This is a genomic window from Dactylosporangium sp. NPDC005572, assembly GCF_040605515.1.
Lineage (GTDB): Bacteria > Actinomycetota > Actinomycetes > Mycobacteriales > Micromonosporaceae > Dactylosporangium.
Map to the genome: position 1 here is coordinate 200,347 of NZ_JBEXCY010000001.1, position 21,676 is coordinate 222,022.

Consider the following 21,676-nt stretch of genomic DNA (forward strand, 5'->3'; position numbering starts at 1 on the left):
GATGCTATTGACGATGCCCGTACACTCTGGGGCACTATGACGAGCAATCCCGAGGACTCGATCTCCACGGCGCTGGAGCGGCTGGCCCTGACACTCGGCGAGAGCGGAGCGGTGCCGGTGCCGGAGCTCGTACGGGCGCTGGAGCGCGCGGCGGAGCGGCTGCGCACCCGTAACGTCAGCGAAGAAGCGCCCACGGATCTGGTAACCCAGGCGGAGGCCGCCCGGGCGATCGGGGTGAGCCGCCAGGCGGTGAACCAATGGGTCCGCAACGGGGTGCTGCGCGCATACGTCCGGTCCGGCGCGAGCAGCCGCTACGGGCCCGAGGTGTCCCTGTCGGAGGTCGCCATCGCGGCCAACCGCCGATCGCGTGAGGTCCCGTTTGCGCAGGGCCGCCGCCGCGAGCTGCTCGACTTCCTCGGGCTGATCGAGCGTGCCTCGACCGCGTCGATCGTCCGCGACATCCGCGACTCCATCGAGGACGACTCGTTCTCCGGCCGGTCGCAGGACCAGTTGCGGGTCCTGCGCGAGTTCGTCATCGCCTCGATGGGTGTCGGCGACCAGCAGCACGAGTTCAACGCGGCCGGGGTCAAGCTGCTGGCCGACCTGGATCCGCGGTTCGAGGTCGACCGCACCAGCCCGTTCGGCCGGCTCGCCGAGTCGCTCGGCCTGCTGATCAGATCGGCACACGGCGCAGCCGGATTCGACTCCCCGGCCGCCGCGGTGCTGGGCCTGCTCGGTGCCGGTACCGTCGGCGCGCTCTACGACGGCGAAGACGCCGACTGCGGGCGGGAGATCGCCCACGCCGCGCAGGAGGTGTGGGGGCACGAGTGGCCGCTGCGGCTGTACGACGTCGCCTTCCACGTGGGTCAGTTGCGCCCGACGCCGCTGACCCGCTACACGGCGTCGCTCACCTACCTCGACTACAACCGGTTCCTGCGTCAGGCGCAGTCGTCCGGCGTCACCATCGCGTACGCCCGTGGCCCCGGCGTGATCCTTCCGCAGCGCTGCTACGGCGCGCCGATCCTGCGCGACATCCTCGACGGGCGCCGCGACGACTCGACGACGTGGCGCTTCTCCCAGAAGGCCGCCACGACCGGCCGGCCGGCGCAACTACCCAGCGGCGAGAGCCCGTTCCGCGCCTTCCATTACGAGCACGGACTGCTCGACACCACCATCCACGGCATCCGGCGCTACTGCTTCCCGGCCGTCGACGCCGGCCAGGAGCTGCGGTCCTACGCGCGGTCGCTGTCGGCGGCCGAACGCAGGACGTACCTCCAGTGCGCGGTCGACACGCTGGCCCGCACCCTCAGCCAGCCGCACATCGAGCTCGCCGTCATCGACGAGCAGGAGCACTTCGACTGGTGGAAGGACCACATCATCCGGGCCTCGCCACGGGAGATCCTGATCGGTCTGCGCGACGAACGCTCCCGCCGGACGGCACACGCGCTGCTCGTGGAGACCAGCATGCTGCCCGAGGTCGTGGAGGCCGCCGACTCCGACGGTTCGCTGCGCGACCGCCTGCGTATCTACGTCAAGAACCTCGAGTTCGACGTGATCGACGCCCGCTACCGCGACGACATCCGCCGCGGTGTCGCGCGTGTCGTCAAGCATGGCGGGCAGGCCCTTCCCCGCGACGAGAGCCTCGCGCTCGCCACGGAGGAGATCCGCACGTTCATGCGCTGAGCCTGCGGCGCCTAGCATCATCTACCCAGAATTCCAGCACAATTAGGAACTGGCGAGAGCCGTCCGTTCCGTCTGTGCACACGCCCATAAGTCCGCGCGGCTGAGGCGCTCCTCGACCGAGCCCGCGCGCGGCAGCACCCTCCCAGGACCCGGTGGCGGGCGACCCTCGGCGGAGGTCACCGGTCATTCTGGCGCGGGGTCCTGACCCGCCGGGTCTCGTTTGCGTTGCTCTCGTGTTCTAACCTTGGCCTAGTAATGGACAAATGCTGTGGCGCTTGGTGTACTTGCTCGGTCAGCTGCCCGTCAGACGGCGGGGTTCGGCATCACACTAGGAGCACACAGGTGTTACGCAGTCTTCACGCTCACAAGCGGGCAACGCGGCTCGCCGCTTTCGGTGCAGCCGCCTGTCTGGCATTGACCGCATGCGGCAACGACGGCAACGCGTCGTCCGACGACGCGGGGAACGGCAGCAACCTCACCGGGGAACCGATCAAGATCGGCTATGCCGCCTCGCAGTCCGGCGCGCAGGCGACCAACGGCCTCACCGGCGCCGGCGTGGCGAAGGCCTGGGCGAAGTACACGAACGCCAACGGCGGCATCGCCGGGCACCCGGTCGAGTTCGACATCGTGGACACCAAGAACACCGTTCCGGGAGCCACCTCGGTGGTGCAGAAGTTCCTCAACGACAAGACAATCGACGCGATCCTGCTCACCGACCTGGTCGCCGAGGGCGCGATGGGCAAGATGCTCACGGACGTCAACACCCCCATCCTCAGCGGCGGCGGCTCGAGCGACCTGCTCTGGTCGACCGTGCCAGGTGTGTTCCAGCCCGTCTCCGGCTCCAACTACACGGTCAAGGCGTACGTCGAGGTCGCCAAGGCCGCCGGGGGCACCAAGTTCGCCTGGGCCGCCTGCGCCGAGGTGGCCGTCTGCCAGGAGAACGGCGGCAAGGCGATCGCGTACGCCAAACAGATCGGACTGGACACGGAGAACGTGCAGCTCTTCTCCGCATCGGCCGCCAACTACACCGCCGAGTGCCTGTCGTACGTCAACAAAGGCGTCAACGTGATCGCGATGAACATCGGCATCGCGACCGGCGCCCGCGTGATGGCGGACTGCCTGCAGCAGGGCTACCGGGGCACCTGGTCGATGATGAACTCCGGCTTCGACCAGGCGAAGGTTGCCGCGGTCTCGGGTGCTCAGACCGCCGGCAGCACCCAGGGCTTCCCGTGGTGGGCCGACGACCCGAAGGTCGAGGCGTACCGCAGCGCGATGCAGAAGTACTCGCCGGACGTGCAGTGGCAGGGTGGCAACTCCACCTCCGTCTGGGCGATGCTCGAACTGTTCAAGAAGGCGATGGAGACCGCCAAGCCGGCGACGATCGATCGAGCCAGCATCCTGGAGGCCATGTACACGGTCAAGGACGAGACGCTGGGTGGTCTGCTGCCTGAGCCGGTCACCTTCACCAAGGGCAAGCCGTCCAAGCCCGTCTCGTGCAGCTGGCTGTTCACCTACAACGCCGGGGACAAGAACCCGAAGAGCATTGCGAACAAGGGCAAGCCGGGCAACGACGCCAGCGGGGACCTGGGCAGCACCTGCGTTGGGTACTGACGCTCCGATCGTCCTGGGTGCCTCTCCGGGCGCCCAATTCGCACCGCACAAGGGTCCGTGTTCTTCCTGCACGTAGCAGGAGAATGCGGACCTTTCTGTGCCGTAGGTGGTCTCGTGCGGCGACACCTGGGGAGCCACAACGAAAGCCGCGGCGACCGTTGTACCGGTCGCCGCGGCGAATCGTTGTCCCGGCCGCCCCGCCGTCGGCGGCGAGCGTCATCGAACGGCTCTCACGATGCGGGTCGCGAGGCGTTCAGCAATTCCTGGATCGTCACCAGCTTCTGCCGGGGCCGCGAAGCCTCCCGCCCTCGGCGCTTCTCCTCCAGGTCGATCCGGCCCCAGCCGGTCTTGTCGAGCAGATCCTCGACGCGGTCGCGCAGCAGCTTCCCGAAGTCCTCGGCCGATCCGGTCGGGTCGGCCAGCCGGTCCGCCCCCAGGTCCTGCAGGATGCTGTCCACGGTCTCCTCGGCGTCCTGCTTGTTGCTGCCGATGACGCCCCGCGAGCCTCGCTTGATCCATCCGGAGCAGTAGACCCCGTCCACCGCCTCGTCACGCTCCGGGTCGACCACCCGGCCGGCCTCGTGCGGGAGCGTGGCGGTGACCTCGTCGAACGGCAGGCCGTCGACGCGGGCGCCGCGGTACCCGATGGCCCGTAGCACCACCGAGGTCTCGAGCCGTTCGGTGCCACCGTCTGGACGGCGGAAGACGACCGCCTCGACCCGCTCCTCACCCTCGATCGCCAGTGGCTCCAGCCCGAACCGGAACCGGATCACCTTGCCCGCGGCGCCGCCACGACCGGCCGCGCGCAGCAGGAACGCCTGCTTGCGATCGCCGTCGTGTTCGCCGACCTCGTCGGCCTCAGCGAGCACAGTGATCCCCTCGACCTGGTCGAGCGCCAGCAGCTCGCCCTGCGAGTACGCCGCGTGCTCCGGGCCCCGCCGGGCGACGACCACCACCTCGGAGACGTTGCTCGAGGCCAGAGCGTCGACGGCGTGCTGGGCCATGTCGGTGGCGGAGAGCTCGTCGGCCGGCCGCAGCAAGATCCTGGCCACGTCCAGGGCGACGTTGCCGTTACCGATCACCACGACTCGGTCGCCGTCCAGCCCGAAGCTCTCCCCGACGTGGTCCGGATGCCCGTTGTACCAGGCCACGAAGGTCCGGGCGGCGTGCACGCCGGCGAGGTGCTCCCCGTCGACGCCCAGCTTGCGGTCGTCGGGGGCGCCGCCGGCCCAGAGCACGGCGTGGTGGTACCGCAGCAGTTCCTCGATGGTGAGGTCCCGGCCGACCTCGACGTTGAAATAGCTCGTCACGGTTGGCCGGGACAGGACACTGCCGAACCGGTCGGCCATCTTCTTGGTGGTCGCGTGGTCGGGGGCGACGCCGGCCCTGACCAAACCGAACGGCGTGGGCAGACGCTCGAGCATGGTCACCGAGACGCCCTTGATGTCGCTCAGGGCCCCGGCCGCGTAGCAGGCCGCCGGCCCGGTGCCGACGATCGCGACGCGCAGCTCGGGCCGGTGGGCCGGCAACACCCTGCGGGTGAACGAAGGCGTGCCGACGCCGACCAGCGGGTTGGTGGCGAAGTACTCGGCGTTGATCTCGAGGTACTCCGAGAGATGCTCCGGCAGACCCCAGTCCGTGTGCACGGCCTCGACCGGGCACTCGTCGAAACACGCCCCGCAGTCGATGCACGTGGCCGGGTCGATGTAGAGCTGCTCGGTGGTGTTGAAGTCTGCGTCCCCAGGCCTCGGACGGATGCACTGGACCGGGCAGACGGTGATGCACGAACCGTCGTTGCAGCAGCCCTTCGAGATCACGAACGTCATCGGCGGTGGTCTCCGTGGTCGTTGAAAGCCTTTGGACAAGAAGACAACACAGTAATCCAAGACCACAAGATGGACCACTCTGGCCAGGACTTTCTAGATTGACGACGCGTCTTTGTTGTGCCACAGTCGTGTGCGAACATGCTTACGGTCCCCCGGCAGTGAGGAGCTGGCATGAGCGCGCCGACCGACGTCGTCGTCACCGACTTCGATCACCATTCGGCGAAGTTCGCCGCCCGTCCGTTCGAGGTCCTGGCGGAGCTGCGCGACGCCGCCCCGGTGGCCTGGTCGACGGCGCACGGCGGCTTCTGGGTGATCACCGACCACGGGAACGTGGTCGAGGGCCTGGCCGACTACGCCACGTTCTCCTCCACAGCGGGCCCGGCCATCCCCGCCAACCCGTTCGGCACCCGCCACATCCCGGTGGCGTTCGATCCCCCGCTGCACGCTCTGTACCGAAAGGTGCTCAACGAGTGGTACAGCAGGGCTGAGATCGCCCGGCGTGAGCCCGAGATCAAGGCCATGGTCGCGGAGATCGTCACCGGACTGCGGGAGCGAGGGAGCTGGGACTTCGTCTCCGACCTGGCCAACGTCTCCCCGGGGGCGGTCACCCTCGGGATCCTCGGCTGGGATGTCGCTCAACGCCTCGAACTGCTCGACGTGATGACCCAGTCCCTGCGCAACCAGGCGAACCCTGACCCCGAGGTCCAGCAGCAGAACGCCCAACGGAATGTGTGGTTCCGGGAGCAGATCCTGCGCGAGGCGAATGAACGACGGGCCAACCGGCGCGACGACCTCATGTCGGTGCTCGCGAACGACCCCGTCGTCGACGGCCAGCCGCTCACCGACGAGGAGCTCGCCGACATGGTCGTCCTGCTCATTCTCGCCGGCTTCCACACCACCAGCGGTGCCCTCACGGCGCTGCTGGTCCACATGGAGGAGCACCCCGACGACAAGCAGCGCCTCGACCAGGACCGCAGCCTGATCCCGCACGCGATCGAGGAGATCGTGCGGATCTACTCCCCCGCCACCGCCCACGCTCGGAAGGTCACCCAGGACACGGAGTTCGGCGGCGTCACGATGAAGCAGGGCGACTGGACGCTCTTCGTCAACATGGCGGCCAACCACGACCCGGGAGCCTTCCCCGACCCCGAGCGGGTCGACCTCGACCGGAACCGGGCCAAGAGCGTCGCCTTCGGCTGGGGCGTCCACCGCTGCCTGGGGCTGCACCTGGCCCGGCTGATTCTGCGGTTGGAGGTCGAAGCCGTGCTCGACCTGCTGCCGGGGTACCGCATCGACCTCGACGCCGCCGTGCGCTCGGACCACATGGGACTCGGGTACTTCTACCTCTCGGTCCCGGCGAGCCTTCCCCAGGAGGCCTGAGGCATGCGGATCGGCATCGACCCCGGCGCCTGCGAGGGCAACGCCGTCTGCGAGGCCCTGGCGCCGATGGTCTTCGAACTCGACGACCGTGCCCAGGCACGGGTGATCGACGACGTCGTCGCTCCTGACGGCTCGGTGCCGGACGAGCATCGGCCGCTCGTGGAGCGAGCCGCCGAGGGGTGCCCCCGGCTGGCCATCCAGATATCGAGGTAGGGCCGGTTCGCTGGTCGTGCGCGTCGACGCGCCGGTCGACAAGCGCTTCATCCCGCACAGCAAGCAGCACAGACTCCCCCGCGACGACCACGACGGCTGCGTGTTCGCGCCTTCCAGTGGCATCTGGCAGAGTGTGTGACCCAAGCCACGGCCGATCACCCTACATCACCGATCTGATTTGCGTCCATCCCCGCGCCTCGATGCCATCGAGGCCGCGGTGACCGTCGCAGGCCCGTCGGATGCCATTGTGCTGTTCACAGTGGACGGTGCCGAACACGCGGGCCCGGTCGCGACGCTGCCGATCCCGCAGCCGCGGACATGGTCGCCCGAGGACGCGCACCTGTACCACCTCACCGCCACCCTGACCTCGCCCGCCGGCGTCGACGTGGTCGCCGGCTACACCAGCCTGCGCCGGGTCGAGTGGCACGACACCCACGTGCGCCTCAACGGCCGCCCGCCTTCCTGCGCGGCGTGCTCGACCAGGGCTTCTGGCCCGAGGGCGGCCACACCGCCCCGTCCGACGAGGCGCTGCTCCGGGGCCTGGAGCTGGCCCGCGGCGCCGGCTTCGACTGCACCGTCGTCAGGCCCCACCCGCAGCCATTCCTGTTCCGATTTCGCACCCGATCAGCCTGTGACGGGCTCGGCACACCCTCGGCGTTCAACATCGCAGCGATCCGCGACACGCTATGGCCACGCAACCGCTCCGCGAAGATCCGCCGCACCGTCAGCGCGGTCACCGGATCCACGTCGTACCGCTGCAACCGCCGGCCCCACTTCGCATGCATCGGATTCGGATGCGGACCCGCGTCCACCAACCGGTACCCGTACAACGGCCGGCCACCGAGAAACCGGCCCTCATCACGGATCTGCGCCCGCATCGCCGCCAGCGCCCGCGAACGCGCCCGCAACACCTCCCGCTTCGACTGCGCCCCGAGCAGCATCAGCAACGCCCGATTCGCCGGCTCGGCGGGATCGACCGGACCGTGCGCTTCCGGCAGCCACAACTGCACGTTGTGCTGTTCGAGGAACGGCAGCAGCGACAACACCTGATCGCCGCAGAACGCCAGCTCGTACTCCCCCACCACGACCGCGTCGAAGTCCCGGCCGGGATCGGCGACCGACGCCAGCAACAGCGACGCCTGCGGCCGGTCCCGCCACGGCAACCGCCGGCTCTGGTCAGCGTCGAAGAACTCCGTCATGATCCGGCCATGACCAGCGACAAGGTCCTCGGCGACATCCCCTGCCAGCGTTGCGACGAATCGCGCTCCTGGAAATCAGCCGTGGACACCCGCCCGTAGAAGGCGAACCGCAACGCGCCGAGCTCGTCCGGCCGTCGGCGGCGCGACCTCTTCATCCGCCGAGTTCGACTGATCCAGTGGGTCAACAGGTCGGGATCGTTGAGCCGCTCCGATCGACGGGCAAGAGTTGCTGCCCTGTCGATTCACGTCCGATCGACGAACCTGGCGACGCACGGCTTGTGCGAGCCACCCGCCAGTCACTCTTTCGGCTACCGACCGGCATGGACCGAGCCGAGCCGATGGTCCTGACCGGCGCAGCATTCACTGGCTTCGGGCTGGCGGGTTGTCTGCCGCGGGGCATCCGTGCTGCGGAGTGGTGACCACTTTGCTGGCGGATTGGTCATCGGTTTCGGGGCGTCCGCAGTGAGGAACAGCAGGCTCTTGCTCCGTGCAATGATCATCGGCTGCGGTCCAGAAGTATCGGCGCCGGCTTACTGCTGCTGTGGGGCGGGAACCTCGCGGCCGGAGTGTTGATCATCAGCCTCGGTCCTGTGTTCATGAGTAACGAAGTGTCCAAGTCATGAAAGGCGGCCTCCTGGAACGCATGTCGGTCCGCGGGCGGTCACGCCGGGTCGTAACGGCGCACTCCATCGGCGTCGGTGGCCTTCAGCCGCCCCTGGGCCACAAGCAAATCGAGGTGGGCCGCCGTTTCGGCGACGGCGAGCATCTGGTTGAAGAGGTCGAGGTCGGTGAACGAACGCTGGCGCCTGGTCCAGGTCAGCCGACGCGCCGCCTCGTAAGCCGTCACTCCGTCTTGCACGACCGTGCAAGCATGGTCCAGTCGCTCGGCGTGATGGTGTAGGAGTTCGTCGACACGCGCGTGGACGCTCGGGCCGACCGGACCGTGCGCCGGCAGCAGCCGATGGTCGGGCAGCGACCGGACCAGCCGCAACGAGTCCAGATAGTTCCCCAGCGGGAGCGCCGCGGCCACCGCTTCGAAGCCGATGGACGGCGTGATGTGGGGAAGGACGTGGTCGCCGGCGAACATCAGCTGCGCGTCGCGATCGATGAAGACGACGTGCCCACGGGTATGTCCAGGGGTCGCCACCACCCGGAGGGTCCTGGTCGGTAAGGCGACGTCCGTCCCCCCAGCCAGCCAGTCGTCCGGCGCCGCCCAGTCCGCCGGATCATGCGGCGCCAGCTCAGCCCGGGCGCGGAGCGCCTCGACGATCTCGTCTGCGCCGCAACGAACCAGCGTCTGCCAGAATCCGGACATCGGTCGATTGCCGGGAGTCGACAGCGCACGGATAGCGGATTCCTCACCCTCGCCGAGGCTCACTGCCGTGCCGAACTCGCGCCGCACGGCCACCGCCATCGCGTAATGGTCCCGGTGCACGTGCGTCACGAGAAACCGCCGTACGTCCCCAAGGCCCGCGCCAAGGGCGGCCAGAGCCGCATCCAGTGCCTGTCTGGCCTCCGTGATGGCCCAGCCCGAGTCGACCATCACCAGGCCGTCATCGGCGGCCAGGGCGTACACGTTCACCGATCGCAGACCGTCGTGCGGTAACGGCAGCGGAATGCGATACACCCCGGCGGCCACCTCGAACACGCCCGGACGCGTCCAGTCCGACCTCACATCATCGGGCTCGACCCGCATTGCTGCTGCACCTACCATCTGCCGTCCCCAACCCGCCTTCGCGAACTTCCCCCGAACCCATGATCAACCGTATCGGACCTGGATGGCCCGCTCGCCCGGCCCTGCCTGCACGAGCCGGGCACGGAATGCTCCGCTTCGGCGGTCCCGACCTGCTCGGTGGTCGGTTGGAGCGTCACCAGAGGGCTGTCCGACCGCACCGGAGTCAGCGCCAATGGGCGAGGACGGCATCGATGTCTTCTGCCTCCTCGAGTGGTGGCCGGAGCGCGGGGCGGTACGCGAAAACCTGGGCCCCGGCGCGACCTGCCGAACACCGGCGGGCGCGACGATCGTCGATCCGGACCACGTCAGCACCCAGGTCGGCGAGCAGCGTCGCCGCATGCGGACCTGGCCCGACGCCGGCCAATTCCACGACGCATGGACCGGCGGGCGGTCCGTGGTGTGCTGTTGTCAACTCCCCTCCTCGATGGCGAAGGTGTGGCGGGCACTCGGGAACCGGGGCGGCCGCTTCGCCAGGAACGCCGCGACGCCTTCGCGACCGTCAGGATCGGCCGCGCGCTGTCTGATCGACAGGGTCTCCCGGCGCAACGCCGCCTCCGCGCCCGGAACGGCAGCCTCCCGCATCAGCCGCTTCGCGGCCACCTGCGCCGTCCGTGACCCCGACCGCAGGTCGTCGACCACGCGGTCGACGGCGGCCTCGAGCTCGTCGTCCGGATGGACCTGGGCGACCAGCCCCATCGCGTGCGCCTCGTGGGCGGTGACCCGCGGATTGAGCAGCGCCAGGTGCAGCCCGCGATGCAGGCCGACGGACGCGGTCAGCAATGAGCTACCGCCGTCCGGCGAGAAGCCGATCCCGGTGTACGCCAGCGTGAACCGAGCGGACGCACCGGCGATGACCAGGTCGGCGGCCGCGGCAAGCGCCACGCCGGCGCCGGCGGCCACCCCGTGGACGACCGAGACGATGATCGCGTCCATCCGATGCAGGTCACTGACGACGCGGTGCAGGGTCTCAGCCAAGTCGTCGACCATCTGCTCGATGTCCTCGGCGGCGGCGAAGGCGGAGATGTTGCCGCCGACGCTGAAGGCCCGGCCCTCGGCGGACAGCACGACGACGTGGACGTCGTCGGCGCGAGCGCGGCGAACGGCCCGGGCGAGCGCGTCCGCCAGGGACTGGTCGAGCGGATTGCCGCGCTCCCCATCGCTGAGCCGGATCCGGGCGACGCCGTCCCGCTCCTCGTAGGCCACCAGGCTCACCGGTACTCCTCCCTCGGCAGTCGGCAGAGAACGCTCACAGACCCAGGTCCCGGCCGATGATCTCCTTCATGATTTCGGTGGTCCCGCCGTAGATGGTCTGGATCCGGGCGTCGACGAAGGCACGAGCGACCGGGTACTCCCGCATGTACCCGTAGCCCCCGTGCAACTGCAGGCAGCGATCGGCCACCTTCACCTGCAGCTCGGAGGCCCACCACTTCGCCTCGGCGGCCTGCACCGCAGTGAGCTTGCCGCGGGCGTGCAGCTCGACGCACCGGTCGACGAAGACCCGCGTGACATCAACCTGGGTGAACAGCCCGGCAAGCAGGAACCGGCTGTTCTGGAAGCTGCCGATCGGCTGCCCGAAGGCCGTGCGCTCGGTGACGTACTCCAGCGTACGGGCGAGAACCCCTTCAGCGGCGGAGACGGCCGTGACCGCCAGCGACAGCCGCTCCTGCGGCAGATTGCGCATCAGCTGGAAGAAACCCTGACCGTCCTCAGCGCCCAGACGGTTCGCTACGGGGACGCGGACGTCGGAGAAGTGCAGCTCGCTGGTGTCCTGGCCGTGCAGGCCGAGCTTGTCGAGGTTGCGCCCGCGCTTGAAGCCGGGCATGCCCCGCTCGACCACGAACAGGGTCAGCCCTCGATGGCGGTCCGGGGAAGTCCGCGCCGCGACGACGACCACGTCGGCGTTCTGCCCGTTGGAGATGAACGTCTTCGCGCCGTTGAGCACGTAGTGATCACCGTCGCGGACCGCCGTGGTCGCGATGCCTGACAGATCGCTGCCCGTCCCGGGTTCGGTCATGGCGATCGCCCCGACCAGCTCGCCGGACGTGAGACCGGGCAGCCAGCGGGCCTTCTGCTCGTCGTCGGTCAGGTCGAGAAAGTACGGGCCGACGACGTCGTTCTGCAAGGCCAGGCTCAGCCCGGCAGACGCGTAGCCCGCGCGGCCGAACTCCTCGTCGACGATGGCATTGAACCGCCAGTCGTCGACGCCGGCCCCGCCGTACCGCTCCGGGGTGGGGAACATGAGCAGGCCAGCGTCGCCGGCGGCGTGGAAGAGCGAGCGGTCGACGATCCCACGCCGCTCCCACTCCTCGTCGTGCGGCGCCACCTCGGCCGCGATGAACGAGCGGACCGTCTCGCGGAACAGCTCGTGATCGTCGTCGTAGACGGTGCGCGGGATGCGGTCAGCCATGCTGCCCTCCGGGAAGGAACAGGTCGATCTTGAGGTCGGCTTCCCTTGCGGCGCCGTAGCGGTACGACGCGAAGTCCGTGACGCCTACCGCGCGCAGCACGTCCTCGTCGATGAGGCACTGGCCGGTGACCTCAGCGGCCGGCCGCACGAGCAGCGCATGTGCGGCATCGGCCATGATCTCCGGGCGGCGGGAGACCGCCATCGCGGCGTCTCCACCGACGATGTTCTGCACGGCGGCCGTGGCGATCGTGGTGCGCGGCCACAGACAGTTCGCGGCAACCGGACGCGGATGGCGCTGACCGGCCAGCCCGACGGTGAGCATCGTCATGGCGTACTTGCTCACCGTGTAAGGGGCGTGGGCCGCGAACCACCCAGGGTCGAGGTTCAGCGGCGGGGACAGCGTCAGGACGTGCGGGTTCTCCGATTCGTAGAGGTGCGGCAATGCCGCGCTCGTCAGCAGGAACGTGCCGCGCGCGTTGATGTCGAGCATCAGGTCGTAACGCTTGGGCAACACCTTGCCGATCGGTGACAGGTCGATCGCCGAGGCGTTGTTGACCACGATGTCGATCCCGCCGAACTCGGTGACGGCGCGATCGACCGCCGCGGTGACCGACTCCTCCATGCGGACGTCCCCGACGACCGCCACTGCCCGGCCGCCCGCGGCCTCGATCTCCGCGACGGCGGTGTGGACCGTGCCCGGCAGCCGCGGGTCGGGCTGGTCGGTCTTGGCCAGCAGGACGACGTTCGCGCCGTCACGCGCGGCCCGCAGCGCGATCGCCAGGCCGATGCCGCGGCTTCCGCCGGACATGAGGATGGTGCGCCCATTGAGTGAACCCGTCGCGATGCTCACCGGTACTCCTCCCCGCGGTCGGCCTTGCGCACGAGCGACTCCGGTGGTGTGAACCGGTCGCCGTAACGTTCCGCGAGCTGGCGGGCTCGTGCGACGAAGCCAGTCAGGCCACCGTCGTACTGGTTGACGTACTGCAGGACGCCGCCGGTCCATGCGGGGAAGCCGATACCGAGGATGGAGCCGACGTTGGCGTCCGCCACCGAGCGCAGAACCCCCTCGTCGAGGCAGCGGATGGTGTCGAGGGCCTCGGCGAAGAGCATCCGCTCCTGCATTTCCTCGAAGGGCACGTCGGTGTTCGGGCCACCGAACGCCGCGGCCAGCCCCGGCCAGAGGCCGACCTTGCGGCCGTCGGCGTAGTCGTAGAAGCCGGCGCCTGCCGCCCGGCCGCGGCGGCCGAACTCGTCGATCATCCGGTCGATGACCGTGGCCGCCGGGTGCACGGGCTTCTCGATCCCGGCGGCGCGATAGCCCGCGATGGTCTCCTCGCGGATCTTGCGCAGCAGGGTGAGGGACAGCTCGTCGAGCAGCGCGAGCGCACCGACCGGGTAGCCGGCCTGGGTGGCGGCCTGCTCCACCGACGCGGCGGGCACGCCCTCGCCGAGCAGGGCGACCGCCTCGTGGACGAACTCGATGATGACCCGGCTGGTGAAGAAGCCCCGGCTGTCGTTGACCACGATCGGCGTCTTGCCGATCTGGCGGGCGATGTCGACGGCCTTGGCGAGGGTCGCGTCGCTGGCCTTCGGCCCGACGACGATCTCCAGCAGCGCCATCTTGTCCACCGGGGAGAAGAAGTGCAGCCCGATGAAGTTCTCGGGATCAGGCACGCCCTCGGCCAGCTCGGTGATGGGCAGCGTCGAGGTGTTCGAGGCGATCACCGCGCCGGGCGCGAGGTACGGGATGGTCTCCGCGATGACGTGCTTCTTCAACTGCGGGTCCTCGAAGACCGCCTCGATCAGCAGGTCGGCGCCCGCGGCGTCGGCCGGGTCGACGCTCGGTCGGATCCGGGCGAGCACCGCGTCGCGTTGCCCGGGCGTGGTCTGCCCGCGCTCGACCGCCTTGTCCAGCAGCCGTGCGCTGTACCCCTTGCCCCGCTCGGCGGCATCCAGCGACACGTCCTTGAGGACGACGTCCAGCCCGGCGAGCGCGCTGACGTAGGCGATGCCGGCCCCCATCATCCCGGCGCCCAGCACGACCAGCTTCTGCGCGCGGTGCGGCGGATAGCCGTCGGGCCGGCTGGCGCCGCGGTTGATCGCCTGCAGGTCGAAGAACATCGCCTGGATGATGTTCGCCGAGATCTGCCCGCAGATGAGCTCCGCGCAGTAGCGGGACTCGATGGTCAGCGCGTTGTCGAAGTCGACCTGGGCGCCTTCGACCGCAGCGGCCAGCAGGTTGCGCGGAGCCGGAGTGGGCGCACCCTGTGACCGCTTACGGAGCAGCGCCGGCAGGCTGGGCAGCATCGCGGCCAGCGCGGGGCTGGCCGGGGCACCGCCGGGAATCTTGTACCCAGGGCGGTCCCAGGGCTGGCTCGGCCCGGGGTTGGCCGCGATCCACCGGCGGGCCGCCGCGGCCAACTGCTCAGCGTCGGTGACCACCTCGTCGACCAGGCCCTTGTCCAGCGCTGCGCCGGGGCGGAACTTCGTGCCGGTCAGGAGGATGTCCTGCAGCGCGGTCTGCAGGCCGAACATACGAACCGTGCGGGTGGTGCCGCCGCCGCCGGGCAGCAGGCCGAGCGTCACCTCCGGCAGACCGACGGTGACGTTGGGGGCGTCGACGGCGATGCGGTGGTGGCAGGCTAAGGCGATCTCGTAGCCACCGCCGAGGGCGGCGCCGTTGATGGCGGCGACGACCGGCAGGCCGAGGGTCTCCAGCCGGCGCAGCGCCGCCTTGACCCCGTCGAGCATCGCGACCACGTCGGGGGCGTCCTCGGGGCGGGCGCGCATCATCATGCCGAGGTCGCCGCCGGCGAAGAACGTCTTCTTGGCCGAGGCGATGATGACGCCGCCGATCTGGTCGCGCTCGGCCCAGAGGCGGTCGACGACGACGGGCAGCTCGCGACGGAACCGCTCGTTCATCGTGTTGGCCGACTGGTCGGGGTCGTCCATGGTGAGGGTCACGACGCCGTCGGCGTCGAGGTCCCACCGGAACATGGGGTGCTCGAACTCGCTCACTGCTGGAACTCCTGTAGGTGTGGCGGGGGTCAGAGGCGTTCGATCAGGGTGGCGACGCCCATGCCGCCGCCGATGCAGAGCGTGACGATCGCGCGGCGCGCCTGCCGGCGCTCCAGCTCGTCCAGGGCCGTGCCGATGAGCATCGCCCCGGTGGCGCCGAGCGGGTGGCCCATCGCGATGGCGCCGCCGTTGACGTTGACCTTCTCCGCGGGGAGGTTCAGGTCCTTGGCGTACTTCAGCGGGACGGCGGCGAACGCCTCGTTGATCTCGAACAGGTCGATGTCGTCGACGGTGAGGCCAGTGGTGGCGAGCAGCTTGCGAGTGGCCGGGGTCGGGCCGGTGAGCATGATCGTCGAGTCGGCACCAGACGTGGCGGTGGCGACGATCCGCCCTCTTGGGGTGAGCCCGTGCGCCTCCCCGATCCGCTCGTCGCCGACGAGGACCAGCGCGGCGCCGTCCACGATGCCCGAGGAGTTACCCGCGTGGTGGACGTGGTGGATCCGCTCGACCCAGTGGTAGCGCTGCAGGGCGACGGCGTCGAACCCGCCCTGCTGGCCCATCGCGGCGAACGACGGCTTCAGCGAGCCGAGCGACTCGAGCGTGGAGTCCGGTCGCATGTGCTCGTCGCGGTCCAGGACCACGACGCCGTTGCGGTCCCGGACCGGCACGACCGACTTCTCGAAGTATCCGCCGGACCATGCAGCGGCCGCCCGCTGCTGGGACTGCAGGGCGTAGCGGTCCACGGTCTCACGGTCGAAGCCTTCGATGGTTGCGATCAGGTCGGCGCTGACGCCCTGCGGGACGAAGGACGTGGAGAAGTTGGTCTCGGGATCGTTCATCCACGCCCCGCCGTCGGAGCCGAGCGGGAGCCGGGACATGGATTCGACGCCGCCGGCGATGACGAGCCGGTCCCAGCCGGACCGCACCTTCTGGGCAGCCACGTTGACCGCCTCCAGCCCAGAGCCGCAGAAGCGGTTGATCTGCAGCCCGGAGACGGTGTCGGGCAGTCCGGCGGCGAGAGCTGCGATGCGTGGGAGCACCGAGCCCTGGTCCCCGACCGGCGACACGATCCCGAGCACCATGTCGTCGATGGCACCGGGGTCGAGGTCGGGATGCCGGGTGCGCAACTCGTCGATCAGGCCGACCACCAGAGAGATCGGCTTGACGGTGTGCAGCGCCCCGGTGCTCTTCCCTCGCCCGCGAGGTGTGCGGATGGCCTCGTAGATGAGCGCTTGAGGAGTCGATTCGGGCACGGCTACTCCGTTCCTGCTGGGGAGTCTCATCGATCAGGGGTCGGCGGTGGTGACACCACGCAGGCTATCTAGTGACCATTCACAAGACAAGCCCGGAACCCTTCCGCGTGCCACTCGGATGGCGTCCGCACGAGCGCGGCGAGGAGGGTCGCATTGCACCGCCAGGAGGCATGAACGGCTACACGCTGCGTCCTCACCTGGAATGATGGCTGTCTGGCGCCGCCCACCGGGCCGGCCGCGAAGCATGCGGTCGATGAATCGCACCTGCGACCATCACCCGCCACGACCTCCGGCAATCGCCGGATTGGGCGTCTAGCCGTCGTTCACTTTATGGTCTACGCTCACATTCCGTCACGCCAGATGGGAGTTGTGGATGTCTCAGCACGCGATCACGGCGACGCAGTCGGACGGCGTCGGAACGATTCGGTTCAACAGGCCCGAGCGTCGAAACGCGCTGAGCCTCGAACTCTTCGGGGCCCTCGGTGACCACCTCGACCGATGGCGGCGGGACGACAGCGTCACGGCTGTGGTGCTCACCGGCGGGGAGGAGATGTTCTGCGCCGGCTTGGACCTCGACCTCCAGTCCGGATTCACGCCAGAGTCCCGTGCGGCCTATGCCGAGGCGTGTCTGCGCGTCTACGGAACGCTTCTCGACTACCCCAAGCCGACGATCGCGGCGTGCGCCGGACCGACCCTCGGTGGTGGGTGCGACATCGCGGTCTTCTGCGACATTCGCATCGGTGCCGAGAACGGCATCTTCGGGTTCCCGCAAGTCAAGTTCGGTCTCACGCCCTACTTCTCCCCCCTCTGGAAGATCGTCGGGCTCAGCCAGGCGAAGCTGTTGACGCTCAGCGGCGAGCTGATCGACGCCGCCGAAGCCCTGCGCATCGGCCTCGTCGACCGGCTCGTCCCCGCGGGCCAGGTGGTGGAGCAGGCGACCCGTCTGGCGCGCAGCATCGCCGAGACGACAACGAAGTCGGCGATGTTCAACAAGGAGATGATGCTGCGCTCGCCGGCCATGGACCCGATCTCGGCGCTCTCGTTCGAGACCATGGCCTACCGCGAGATCGTCTGGCACCCCGACGTGGTGGAACGGATTTCCGGCGCCTACGACCGCATCCGGAGCCGGTCATGAGCGCGGTCGACGCGGCTTTCCTGCGCGACTTCGCCGACCGCTGGCACGCCGCCTGGAACAGCCGCGAGACCGACGCCGTCCTCGGACTGCTCCACCCCGACGTCCTGTGGGACGAACGGATCTTCTGGCCGCACCCAATCAACGGCCGGGAAGCCGTGCGCAGCTACGTCGACGCGATCTGGCGTGCCATGCCCGAGTACGAGCTCTCCGAGATCCAGCTGTTCACGGCGGTCGACGACGGCCGGGCGTTGTTCATGTTCCGGCAGCGTGGCGCGGCACCGGCCGGCCTCGGCACGGACCGGCGCTTCGACACGCACGGCTGCGACATCTTCCTCGAATTTCGCGACGGGCTCCTGTCCCACTACACCGCCGCCTTCGAGATCACCGACATGCTCCGCCAAGTCGGCGCCCTGCCCCCACGCGGGGATCTGAAGGGCGGCGCCTACCTGCTCTCCCTCACGGGACCCCGACGACTCGAATCGACCACGCCTTCCGATCAGAACGAGAGGATGACGGCATGACCACCACCGCAGCGGCCGAACGGGCCGAGCGCTACCGCGAGCTGGGCCTCTGGGACGACCGAAGGGTCGGTGATCTGCTCAAGGACCAGGCGGCGCGAACCCCGGACCGGGAGCTGTTCGTCTTCGAAGGGCGCCGGGTCACGTACGGCGAGTTCGACGCGTGGGTACGCACGGTCGCTTCCGACCTCGTCCGCCGCGGGGTCCGCAGAGGTGACCGGGTCATGGTGCAGCTGCCCAACTGCCTGGAGGCCCTCGTCCTCCAGGTCGCGGCGTTCCGGATCGGTGCCGTGGACATGCCGATCATCCCGATCTACCGGGAGCACGAGGTTCGGCAGATCGTGGCCGACGCCCGCCTCTCGGTGATCGCGGTCGCGGCCGAGCTGGCAACGCGCCGACCGGTCGAGGAGTTGGAGGAGATCCTCACCGATCTCGGACACGCGCCTGCCGTGCGCTACGCCGTCGGTGGGGAACGCCCCGGATGGTCCGCGGTGCCCGGTCCGGGTGACGTCGCGGAGGTCGATCTTCCCGAGCCTCTTTCGGCTCAGGAACCGACCTTGTTGCTGTACACGTCGGGGACGACGTCGGCCCCCAAGGGGGCGCTGCTGACGAGCGCAGCGCTGATCGCCCACCTGCGCAACTTCCAGACTGCCCTCGGCGTGGACGAGGACGCCGTCATCCTGTGCGCCACACCGCTGTCCCACCTGGGTGGTTTCGTCGCCGGGGTGATCTTCCCGGCCTTCCTGGGCGCCCGATCGGTGATCATGCCGGCCTGGCGTCCCGACGAGGCGGTCGAGGCCATCGAGCGCGAGCGGGCTACCCTCGCGATGGGCGCGACCGTGTTCCTCTCCGACTTGGTGCAGCGCTACGAGGCCGGAGCCGGCCGGGAGCACCGGTTGACCTTGTACGCCTGTGCGGGCGCGACCATCCCACCCGCTGTGGTTCTGCGCGCGGAGGCAGTCGGAGTCCGCGCGATGCGCTGCTACGGCATGACCGAGACGGCCGGGGTCTGCGCCGCCGCGCCCGGGGACGCCCCTGTCGAACGGCGTTCACAGTGGGATGGCAAGATCCTTCCGGGCCTGGAGATCGAAGCCGTGGGACCTGATCGCAGGCCGCTGCCGGTGGGTGAGGAGGGCGAGCTACGCATCCGCGGACCGCAGCTGCTCACGGCCTACACCGACCCCGAATGCACCCGCGAGCAGATCGACGACGACGGCTGGTTCTACCCCGGTGATGTCGGAGTGGTGGACGACGAGGGGTGGGTGCGGATGTCCGGCCGGCTCAAGGACATCATCAACCGGGGCGGCGAGAAGTTCTCGACGCTCGACATCGAGTCGGCGATCGCGTCCCATCCCGACGTGGCGGCGGCCACGGTCACGGCCATCCCCGACGAGCGGCTGGGTGAGGGCGTCGGCGCCTGGGTGGTCCTCGCGCCGGGCGTCGAGTGGACCGGCCCGGAACGGCTCATCCAGCACCTCGAGGACGCCAAGCTCGCCCGGCAGAAGATCCCGACCCAGTGGACTGTGGTGGCTGCACTGCCGACCACGGCGAGCGGGAAGATCCAGAAGCACGCTTTGGTCACATGGGGCGAGCGGAGCTGACCGCCCGCGCCACGACGCGCAGCCCAGCGCCTGACGAAAGATAGAGCCACTTCATGGTTTCCAGCGACTCCGACGCCGCCAGGCCCTCCCGGGGCTGGCGGCGCACGGAGGAACGTCGTGCCCAGCTCGCCGAAATCGCGGCGCAGCAGTTTCACCGGCACGGGTTCCACCAGGTCTCGATGGCGGGCGTCGCTGCGGCGGTCGAGCTCACGGCGCCGGCGATCTACCGACACTTCCGGAACAAGGAAGAGCTGCTCGCTGCGGCGATCGGCAGAGCACTCGACGCGGTCGACGAGGCTCTCGCCGGAGTGAAGGACGCGGCACTGCACGAGTTCTTGCAGGCCGCAGCCGGCGTTGCGGTGGCCCGGCGCGAGGTCTGGATTCTCCTGCAGCGTGAGATGCGCCATCTCGGCGTTGAGCAGCGCGCGCCGCTCGAAGACCGCTTCGCGTCGATCGTCCGCCGCTTCACGACGGCCATCCAAGGGGAGCGGACCGACCTCGGTACGTCGGAGGTCCAGTTCCTCACAACGGCGGCCCTCGCCGTCCTGGCGAGTCCGTCGGTGTATCGGCGGCGACTGCCGGAGGATGAGCAGCGAGCGATCCTCGCGGCCGCCAGCGAGGCGACCTGCCGCGTGAGATGGGTGAGCCCGACCAGGCCGGCACCGCCCGACCGGCCGTTCGGAGGGCAGCGGGCCCTCGAGCCCACGCCCGGTCGCAGCGAGGAGGTGCTGGGCACGGCGATCCGGCTCTTCGCGAAGAAGGGCTACCAGGCGGTGAGCCTGGACGAGATCGCAGCCGAACTCGGCATGGCCGGCCCCAGCCTCTACTACTACTTCGCCACGAAGGCCGACCTGCTGGTCGCCGCCTTCGTGCGGGCCACCGAATGGTTGGCCGCGCAGCGAACCCGAACATCTCAATCCCCGTCGCTGGACGAACTCATCACCACCTACATCGATCTGGGGATACGGGAGCGACTCCTCTTCGGCGTCTACGTCTGGGAGGCGGTGAACCTCCCACCGGAGGCGGGGCGCCGAATCCGAGCCGGGCTCGACGCCGACATCGACGCCTGGTGCGCCGCGCTCGGGCGCGTCCGGCCGGAACTCACCGCCCCGCAGCGCCTTGTCCTCGTGCATGCCGGCCGAGCCGTCGTCCACGACATCGTCCGCCTCGGGCACTGGCACGACCGTCCCGACATCACCGAGGTGCTCCGCACCCTGGTCCACGCCGCCCTGGCGGCCCCCCTCGAGAGGTAGAACACCGTGCCCGACTACAAGTACCTCCTCACGTCCGTCGAAGACGGTGTCGGCATCATGCAGCTCAACCACCCCGAGAAGCGCAACGCGCTGGGTTGGGAGCTGCACAACGAGATCATCGCCGCGCTCGACGCCTGGGCCTACGACGACGACGTCGCGGCTGTCCTGATCATCGGCAACGAGCAGTACTTCTGCGCCGGGTGGGCCCTCGACGTGCTGCAGGGCACCAGCGGTGACGACCGCACCCGGTTCACCGACCTCGCCCTCAAGCTCATGGTGACGATCTACGACTTCCGCAAGCCCACCATCGCCGCCGTTGCGGGAGTTGCTCCCGGCTACGGCATGGATGTGGCCAACATGTGTGACATCACCATCGCGTCGGAGAACGCCGCCTTCGGCTCCACCCAGGTCAAGTACGCGATGAACGGCTTCTACCACGGCATGCTGCGCAAGACGAACACCCAGCGGGCGCGACGGATGTTCTTCACCGGCGACCCGATCGATGCCGAGGAGGCCCTCCGCGTCGGCCTGGTCGACGAGGTCGTCCCGGAAGGTCGGCTACGGGAGAGCGCGCTCCGCCTGGCCAAGCAGATCGCCGAGCACGGTACCGAACTGACGACCGTGCTCAAGGAGGTCGCGCTGCGGGCCTCCAACATGGACCACATCGGCGCCACCGCCTACGAGCTGCGGGTCACCCACGACCTCGTCCAGCGTGGCCTGTTCACCCGGCGGATCGCCGAGGGCCTCGACCGTCTGCGGGCCGGCCGGAGCAAGGCGACCGAGCGGCTCGCCGCCCGGTCCTGAGACCTGCCCGCCTCTCTTCCCAACTCGTAACGGAGGCACG

General features: G+C 69.3%; 18 protein-coding genes and 2 pseudogenes. 11 read left to right on the top strand and 9 right to left on the bottom strand.

What is annotated here, in order from left to right:
* The first annotated feature begins 36 nt into the window (after window positions 1-36).
* Together ABZS66_RS00790 and ABZS66_RS00795 are read left to right on the top strand one after the other, a co-directional pair.
* Window positions 37-1,683 carry a hypothetical protein gene (locus tag ABZS66_RS00790; protein WP_354753823.1) on the top strand — a complete coding sequence of 549 codons (1,647 nt, stop codon included), beginning with the start codon at window positions 37-39 and terminating at the stop codon, window positions 1,681-1,683.
* 414 nt (window positions 1,684-2,097) lie between these two features.
* Window positions 2,098-3,294 carry an ABC transporter substrate-binding protein gene (locus tag ABZS66_RS00795; protein WP_354753825.1) on the top strand — a complete coding sequence of 399 codons (1,197 nt, stop codon included), beginning with the start codon at window positions 2,098-2,100 and terminating at the stop codon, window positions 3,292-3,294.
* Window positions 3,295-3,524: 230 nt separating this feature from the next.
* On the opposite strand, the gene ABZS66_RS00800 is transcribed toward ABZS66_RS00795, so the two are convergent.
* Window positions 3,525-5,120 carry an FAD-dependent oxidoreductase gene (locus ABZS66_RS00800; protein WP_354753827.1) on the bottom strand — a complete coding sequence of 532 codons (1,596 nt, stop codon included), beginning with the start codon at window positions 5,118-5,120 and terminating at the stop codon, window positions 3,525-3,527.
* A gap of 171 nt (window positions 5,121-5,291) precedes the next feature.
* Here ABZS66_RS00800 and ABZS66_RS00805 point away from each other — a divergent pair, with 171 nt between their 5' ends.
* The 4 genes and pseudogenes from ABZS66_RS00805 to ABZS66_RS00820 all read left to right on the top strand — a co-directional run.
* Complete coding sequence (locus tag ABZS66_RS00805) at window positions 5,292-6,500, top strand: cytochrome P450 (protein WP_354753829.1); 1,209 nt, start codon at window positions 5,292-5,294, stop codon at window positions 6,498-6,500.
* Window positions 6,501-6,503: 3 nt separating this feature from the next.
* Window positions 6,504-6,713, top strand: a complete 210-nt coding sequence (locus ABZS66_RS00810; protein WP_354753830.1) for a ferredoxin — start codon at window positions 6,504-6,506, stop codon at window positions 6,711-6,713.
* Window positions 6,714-6,729: 16 nt separating this feature from the next.
* Window positions 6,730-6,852 (top strand): hypothetical protein, encoded by a 123-nt coding sequence (locus tag ABZS66_RS00815; RefSeq protein ID WP_354753832.1) that lies wholly within the window; start codon window positions 6,730-6,732, stop codon window positions 6,850-6,852.
* 120 nt (window positions 6,853-6,972) lie between these two features.
* Window positions 6,973-7,074, top strand: a pseudogene (locus ABZS66_RS00820) (hypothetical protein); the annotation flags it as partial.
* Window positions 7,075-7,156: 82 nt separating this feature from the next.
* Here the strand turns inward: ABZS66_RS00820 and ABZS66_RS00825 are convergent.
* From ABZS66_RS00825 to ABZS66_RS00860, 8 genes and pseudogenes are all read right to left on the bottom strand, one after another.
* Entirely contained in the window at window positions 7,157-7,912 is a 756-nt protein-coding gene (locus tag ABZS66_RS00825; RefSeq protein WP_354753834.1) for a recombinase family protein, read from the bottom strand.
* 661 nt (window positions 7,913-8,573) lie between these two features.
* Window positions 8,574-9,608: an MBL fold metallo-hydrolase gene (locus ABZS66_RS00830; protein ID WP_354753836.1), complete on the bottom strand. Its 1,035-nt coding sequence runs from the start codon at window positions 9,606-9,608 to the stop codon at window positions 8,574-8,576.
* A 328-nt stretch (window positions 9,609-9,936) separates the two neighbouring features.
* Window positions 9,937-10,059, bottom strand: a pseudogene (locus ABZS66_RS00835) (CoA transferase); the annotation flags it as partial.
* A complete protein-coding gene (locus tag ABZS66_RS00840) occupies window positions 10,056-10,859 on the bottom strand; it encodes an enoyl-CoA hydratase-related protein (RefSeq protein ID WP_354753837.1) in 804 nt (267 codons plus the stop codon). The gene ABZS66_RS00840 and the pseudogene ABZS66_RS00835, both read right to left, overlap by 4 nt.
* A gap of 34 nt (window positions 10,860-10,893) precedes the next feature.
* Window positions 10,894-12,042 carry an acyl-CoA dehydrogenase family protein gene (locus ABZS66_RS00845; RefSeq protein WP_354753929.1) on the bottom strand — a complete coding sequence of 383 codons (1,149 nt, stop codon included), beginning with the start codon at window positions 12,040-12,042 and terminating at the stop codon, window positions 10,894-10,896.
* A gap of 4 nt (window positions 12,043-12,046) precedes the next feature.
* Window positions 12,047-12,904, bottom strand: coding sequence for an NAD(P)-dependent oxidoreductase (locus ABZS66_RS00850; RefSeq protein WP_354753839.1), 858 nt, complete (start codon window positions 12,902-12,904; stop codon window positions 12,047-12,049).
* Entirely contained in the window at window positions 12,901-15,072 is a 2,172-nt protein-coding gene (locus ABZS66_RS00855; protein ID WP_354753841.1) for a 3-hydroxyacyl-CoA dehydrogenase NAD-binding domain-containing protein, read from the bottom strand. Before ABZS66_RS00855 ends, ABZS66_RS00850 begins: the two co-directional genes overlap by 4 nt.
* Before the next feature lie 29 nt (window positions 15,073-15,101).
* The gene (locus ABZS66_RS00860) at window positions 15,102-16,325 is read right to left on the bottom strand and encodes an acetyl-CoA C-acetyltransferase (protein ID WP_354753843.1); all 1,224 of its coding nucleotides are present in this window, start codon (window positions 16,323-16,325) and stop codon (window positions 15,102-15,104) included.
* 373 nt (window positions 16,326-16,698) lie between these two features.
* Between ABZS66_RS00860 and ABZS66_RS00865 the strand changes: the two genes are divergently transcribed.
* The 5 genes from ABZS66_RS00865 to ABZS66_RS00885 are packed head-to-tail and all read left to right on the top strand — an operon-like array spanning window position 16,699 to window position 21,636.
* Window positions 16,699-17,460 (top strand): enoyl-CoA hydratase/isomerase family protein, encoded by a 762-nt coding sequence (locus ABZS66_RS00865; protein ID WP_354753844.1) that lies wholly within the window; start codon window positions 16,699-16,701, stop codon window positions 17,458-17,460.
* Complete coding sequence (locus ABZS66_RS00870) at window positions 17,457-17,981, top strand: nuclear transport factor 2 family protein (RefSeq protein ID WP_354753846.1); 525 nt, start codon at window positions 17,457-17,459, stop codon at window positions 17,979-17,981. Before ABZS66_RS00865 ends, ABZS66_RS00870 begins: the two co-directional genes overlap by 4 nt.
* Window positions 17,978-19,579 carry an AMP-binding protein gene (locus ABZS66_RS00875; protein ID WP_354753847.1) on the top strand — a complete coding sequence of 534 codons (1,602 nt, stop codon included), beginning with the start codon at window positions 17,978-17,980 and terminating at the stop codon, window positions 19,577-19,579. Before ABZS66_RS00870 ends, ABZS66_RS00875 begins: the two co-directional genes overlap by 4 nt.
* A 53-nt stretch (window positions 19,580-19,632) precedes the next feature.
* A complete protein-coding gene (locus ABZS66_RS00880) occupies window positions 19,633-20,832 on the top strand; it encodes a helix-turn-helix domain-containing protein (RefSeq protein WP_354753849.1) in 1,200 nt (399 codons plus the stop codon).
* Between the two features lie 6 nt (window positions 20,833-20,838).
* Window positions 20,839-21,636 (top strand): enoyl-CoA hydratase/isomerase family protein, encoded by a 798-nt coding sequence (locus tag ABZS66_RS00885; RefSeq protein WP_354753851.1) that lies wholly within the window; start codon window positions 20,839-20,841, stop codon window positions 21,634-21,636.
* The last annotated feature ends 40 nt before the right edge of the window (window positions 21,637-21,676 follow it).

Bases quoted from the DNA above. Each gene is read 5' to 3' on its own strand.
- ABZS66_RS00825 (WP_354753834.1), bottom strand. From the start codon at position 7,912: ATGACGGAGTTCTTCGACGCTGACCAGAGCCGGCGGTTGCCGTGGCGG.
- ABZS66_RS00880 (WP_354753849.1), top strand. From the start codon at position 19,633: ATGGTTTCCAGCGACTCCGACGCCGCCAGGCCCTCCCGGGGCTGGCGG.
- ABZS66_RS00865 (WP_354753844.1), top strand. From the start codon at position 16,699: ATGTCTCAGCACGCGATCACGGCGACGCAGTCGGACGGCGTCGGAACG.
- ABZS66_RS00870 (WP_354753846.1), top strand. From the start codon at position 17,457: ATGAGCGCGGTCGACGCGGCTTTCCTGCGCGACTTCGCCGACCGCTGG.
- ABZS66_RS00810 (WP_354753830.1), top strand. From the start codon at position 6,504: ATGCGGATCGGCATCGACCCCGGCGCCTGCGAGGGCAACGCCGTCTGC.
- ABZS66_RS00830 (WP_354753836.1), bottom strand. From the start codon at position 9,608: ATGCGGGTCGAGCCCGATGATGTGAGGTCGGACTGGACGCGTCCGGGC.
- ABZS66_RS00875 (WP_354753847.1), top strand. From the start codon at position 17,978: ATGACCACCACCGCAGCGGCCGAACGGGCCGAGCGCTACCGCGAGCTG.
- ABZS66_RS00805 (WP_354753829.1), top strand. From the start codon at position 5,292: ATGAGCGCGCCGACCGACGTCGTCGTCACCGACTTCGATCACCATTCG.
- ABZS66_RS00800 (WP_354753827.1), bottom strand. From the start codon at position 5,120: ATGACGTTCGTGATCTCGAAGGGCTGCTGCAACGACGGTTCGTGCATC.
- ABZS66_RS00790 (WP_354753823.1), top strand. From the start codon at position 37: ATGACGAGCAATCCCGAGGACTCGATCTCCACGGCGCTGGAGCGGCTG.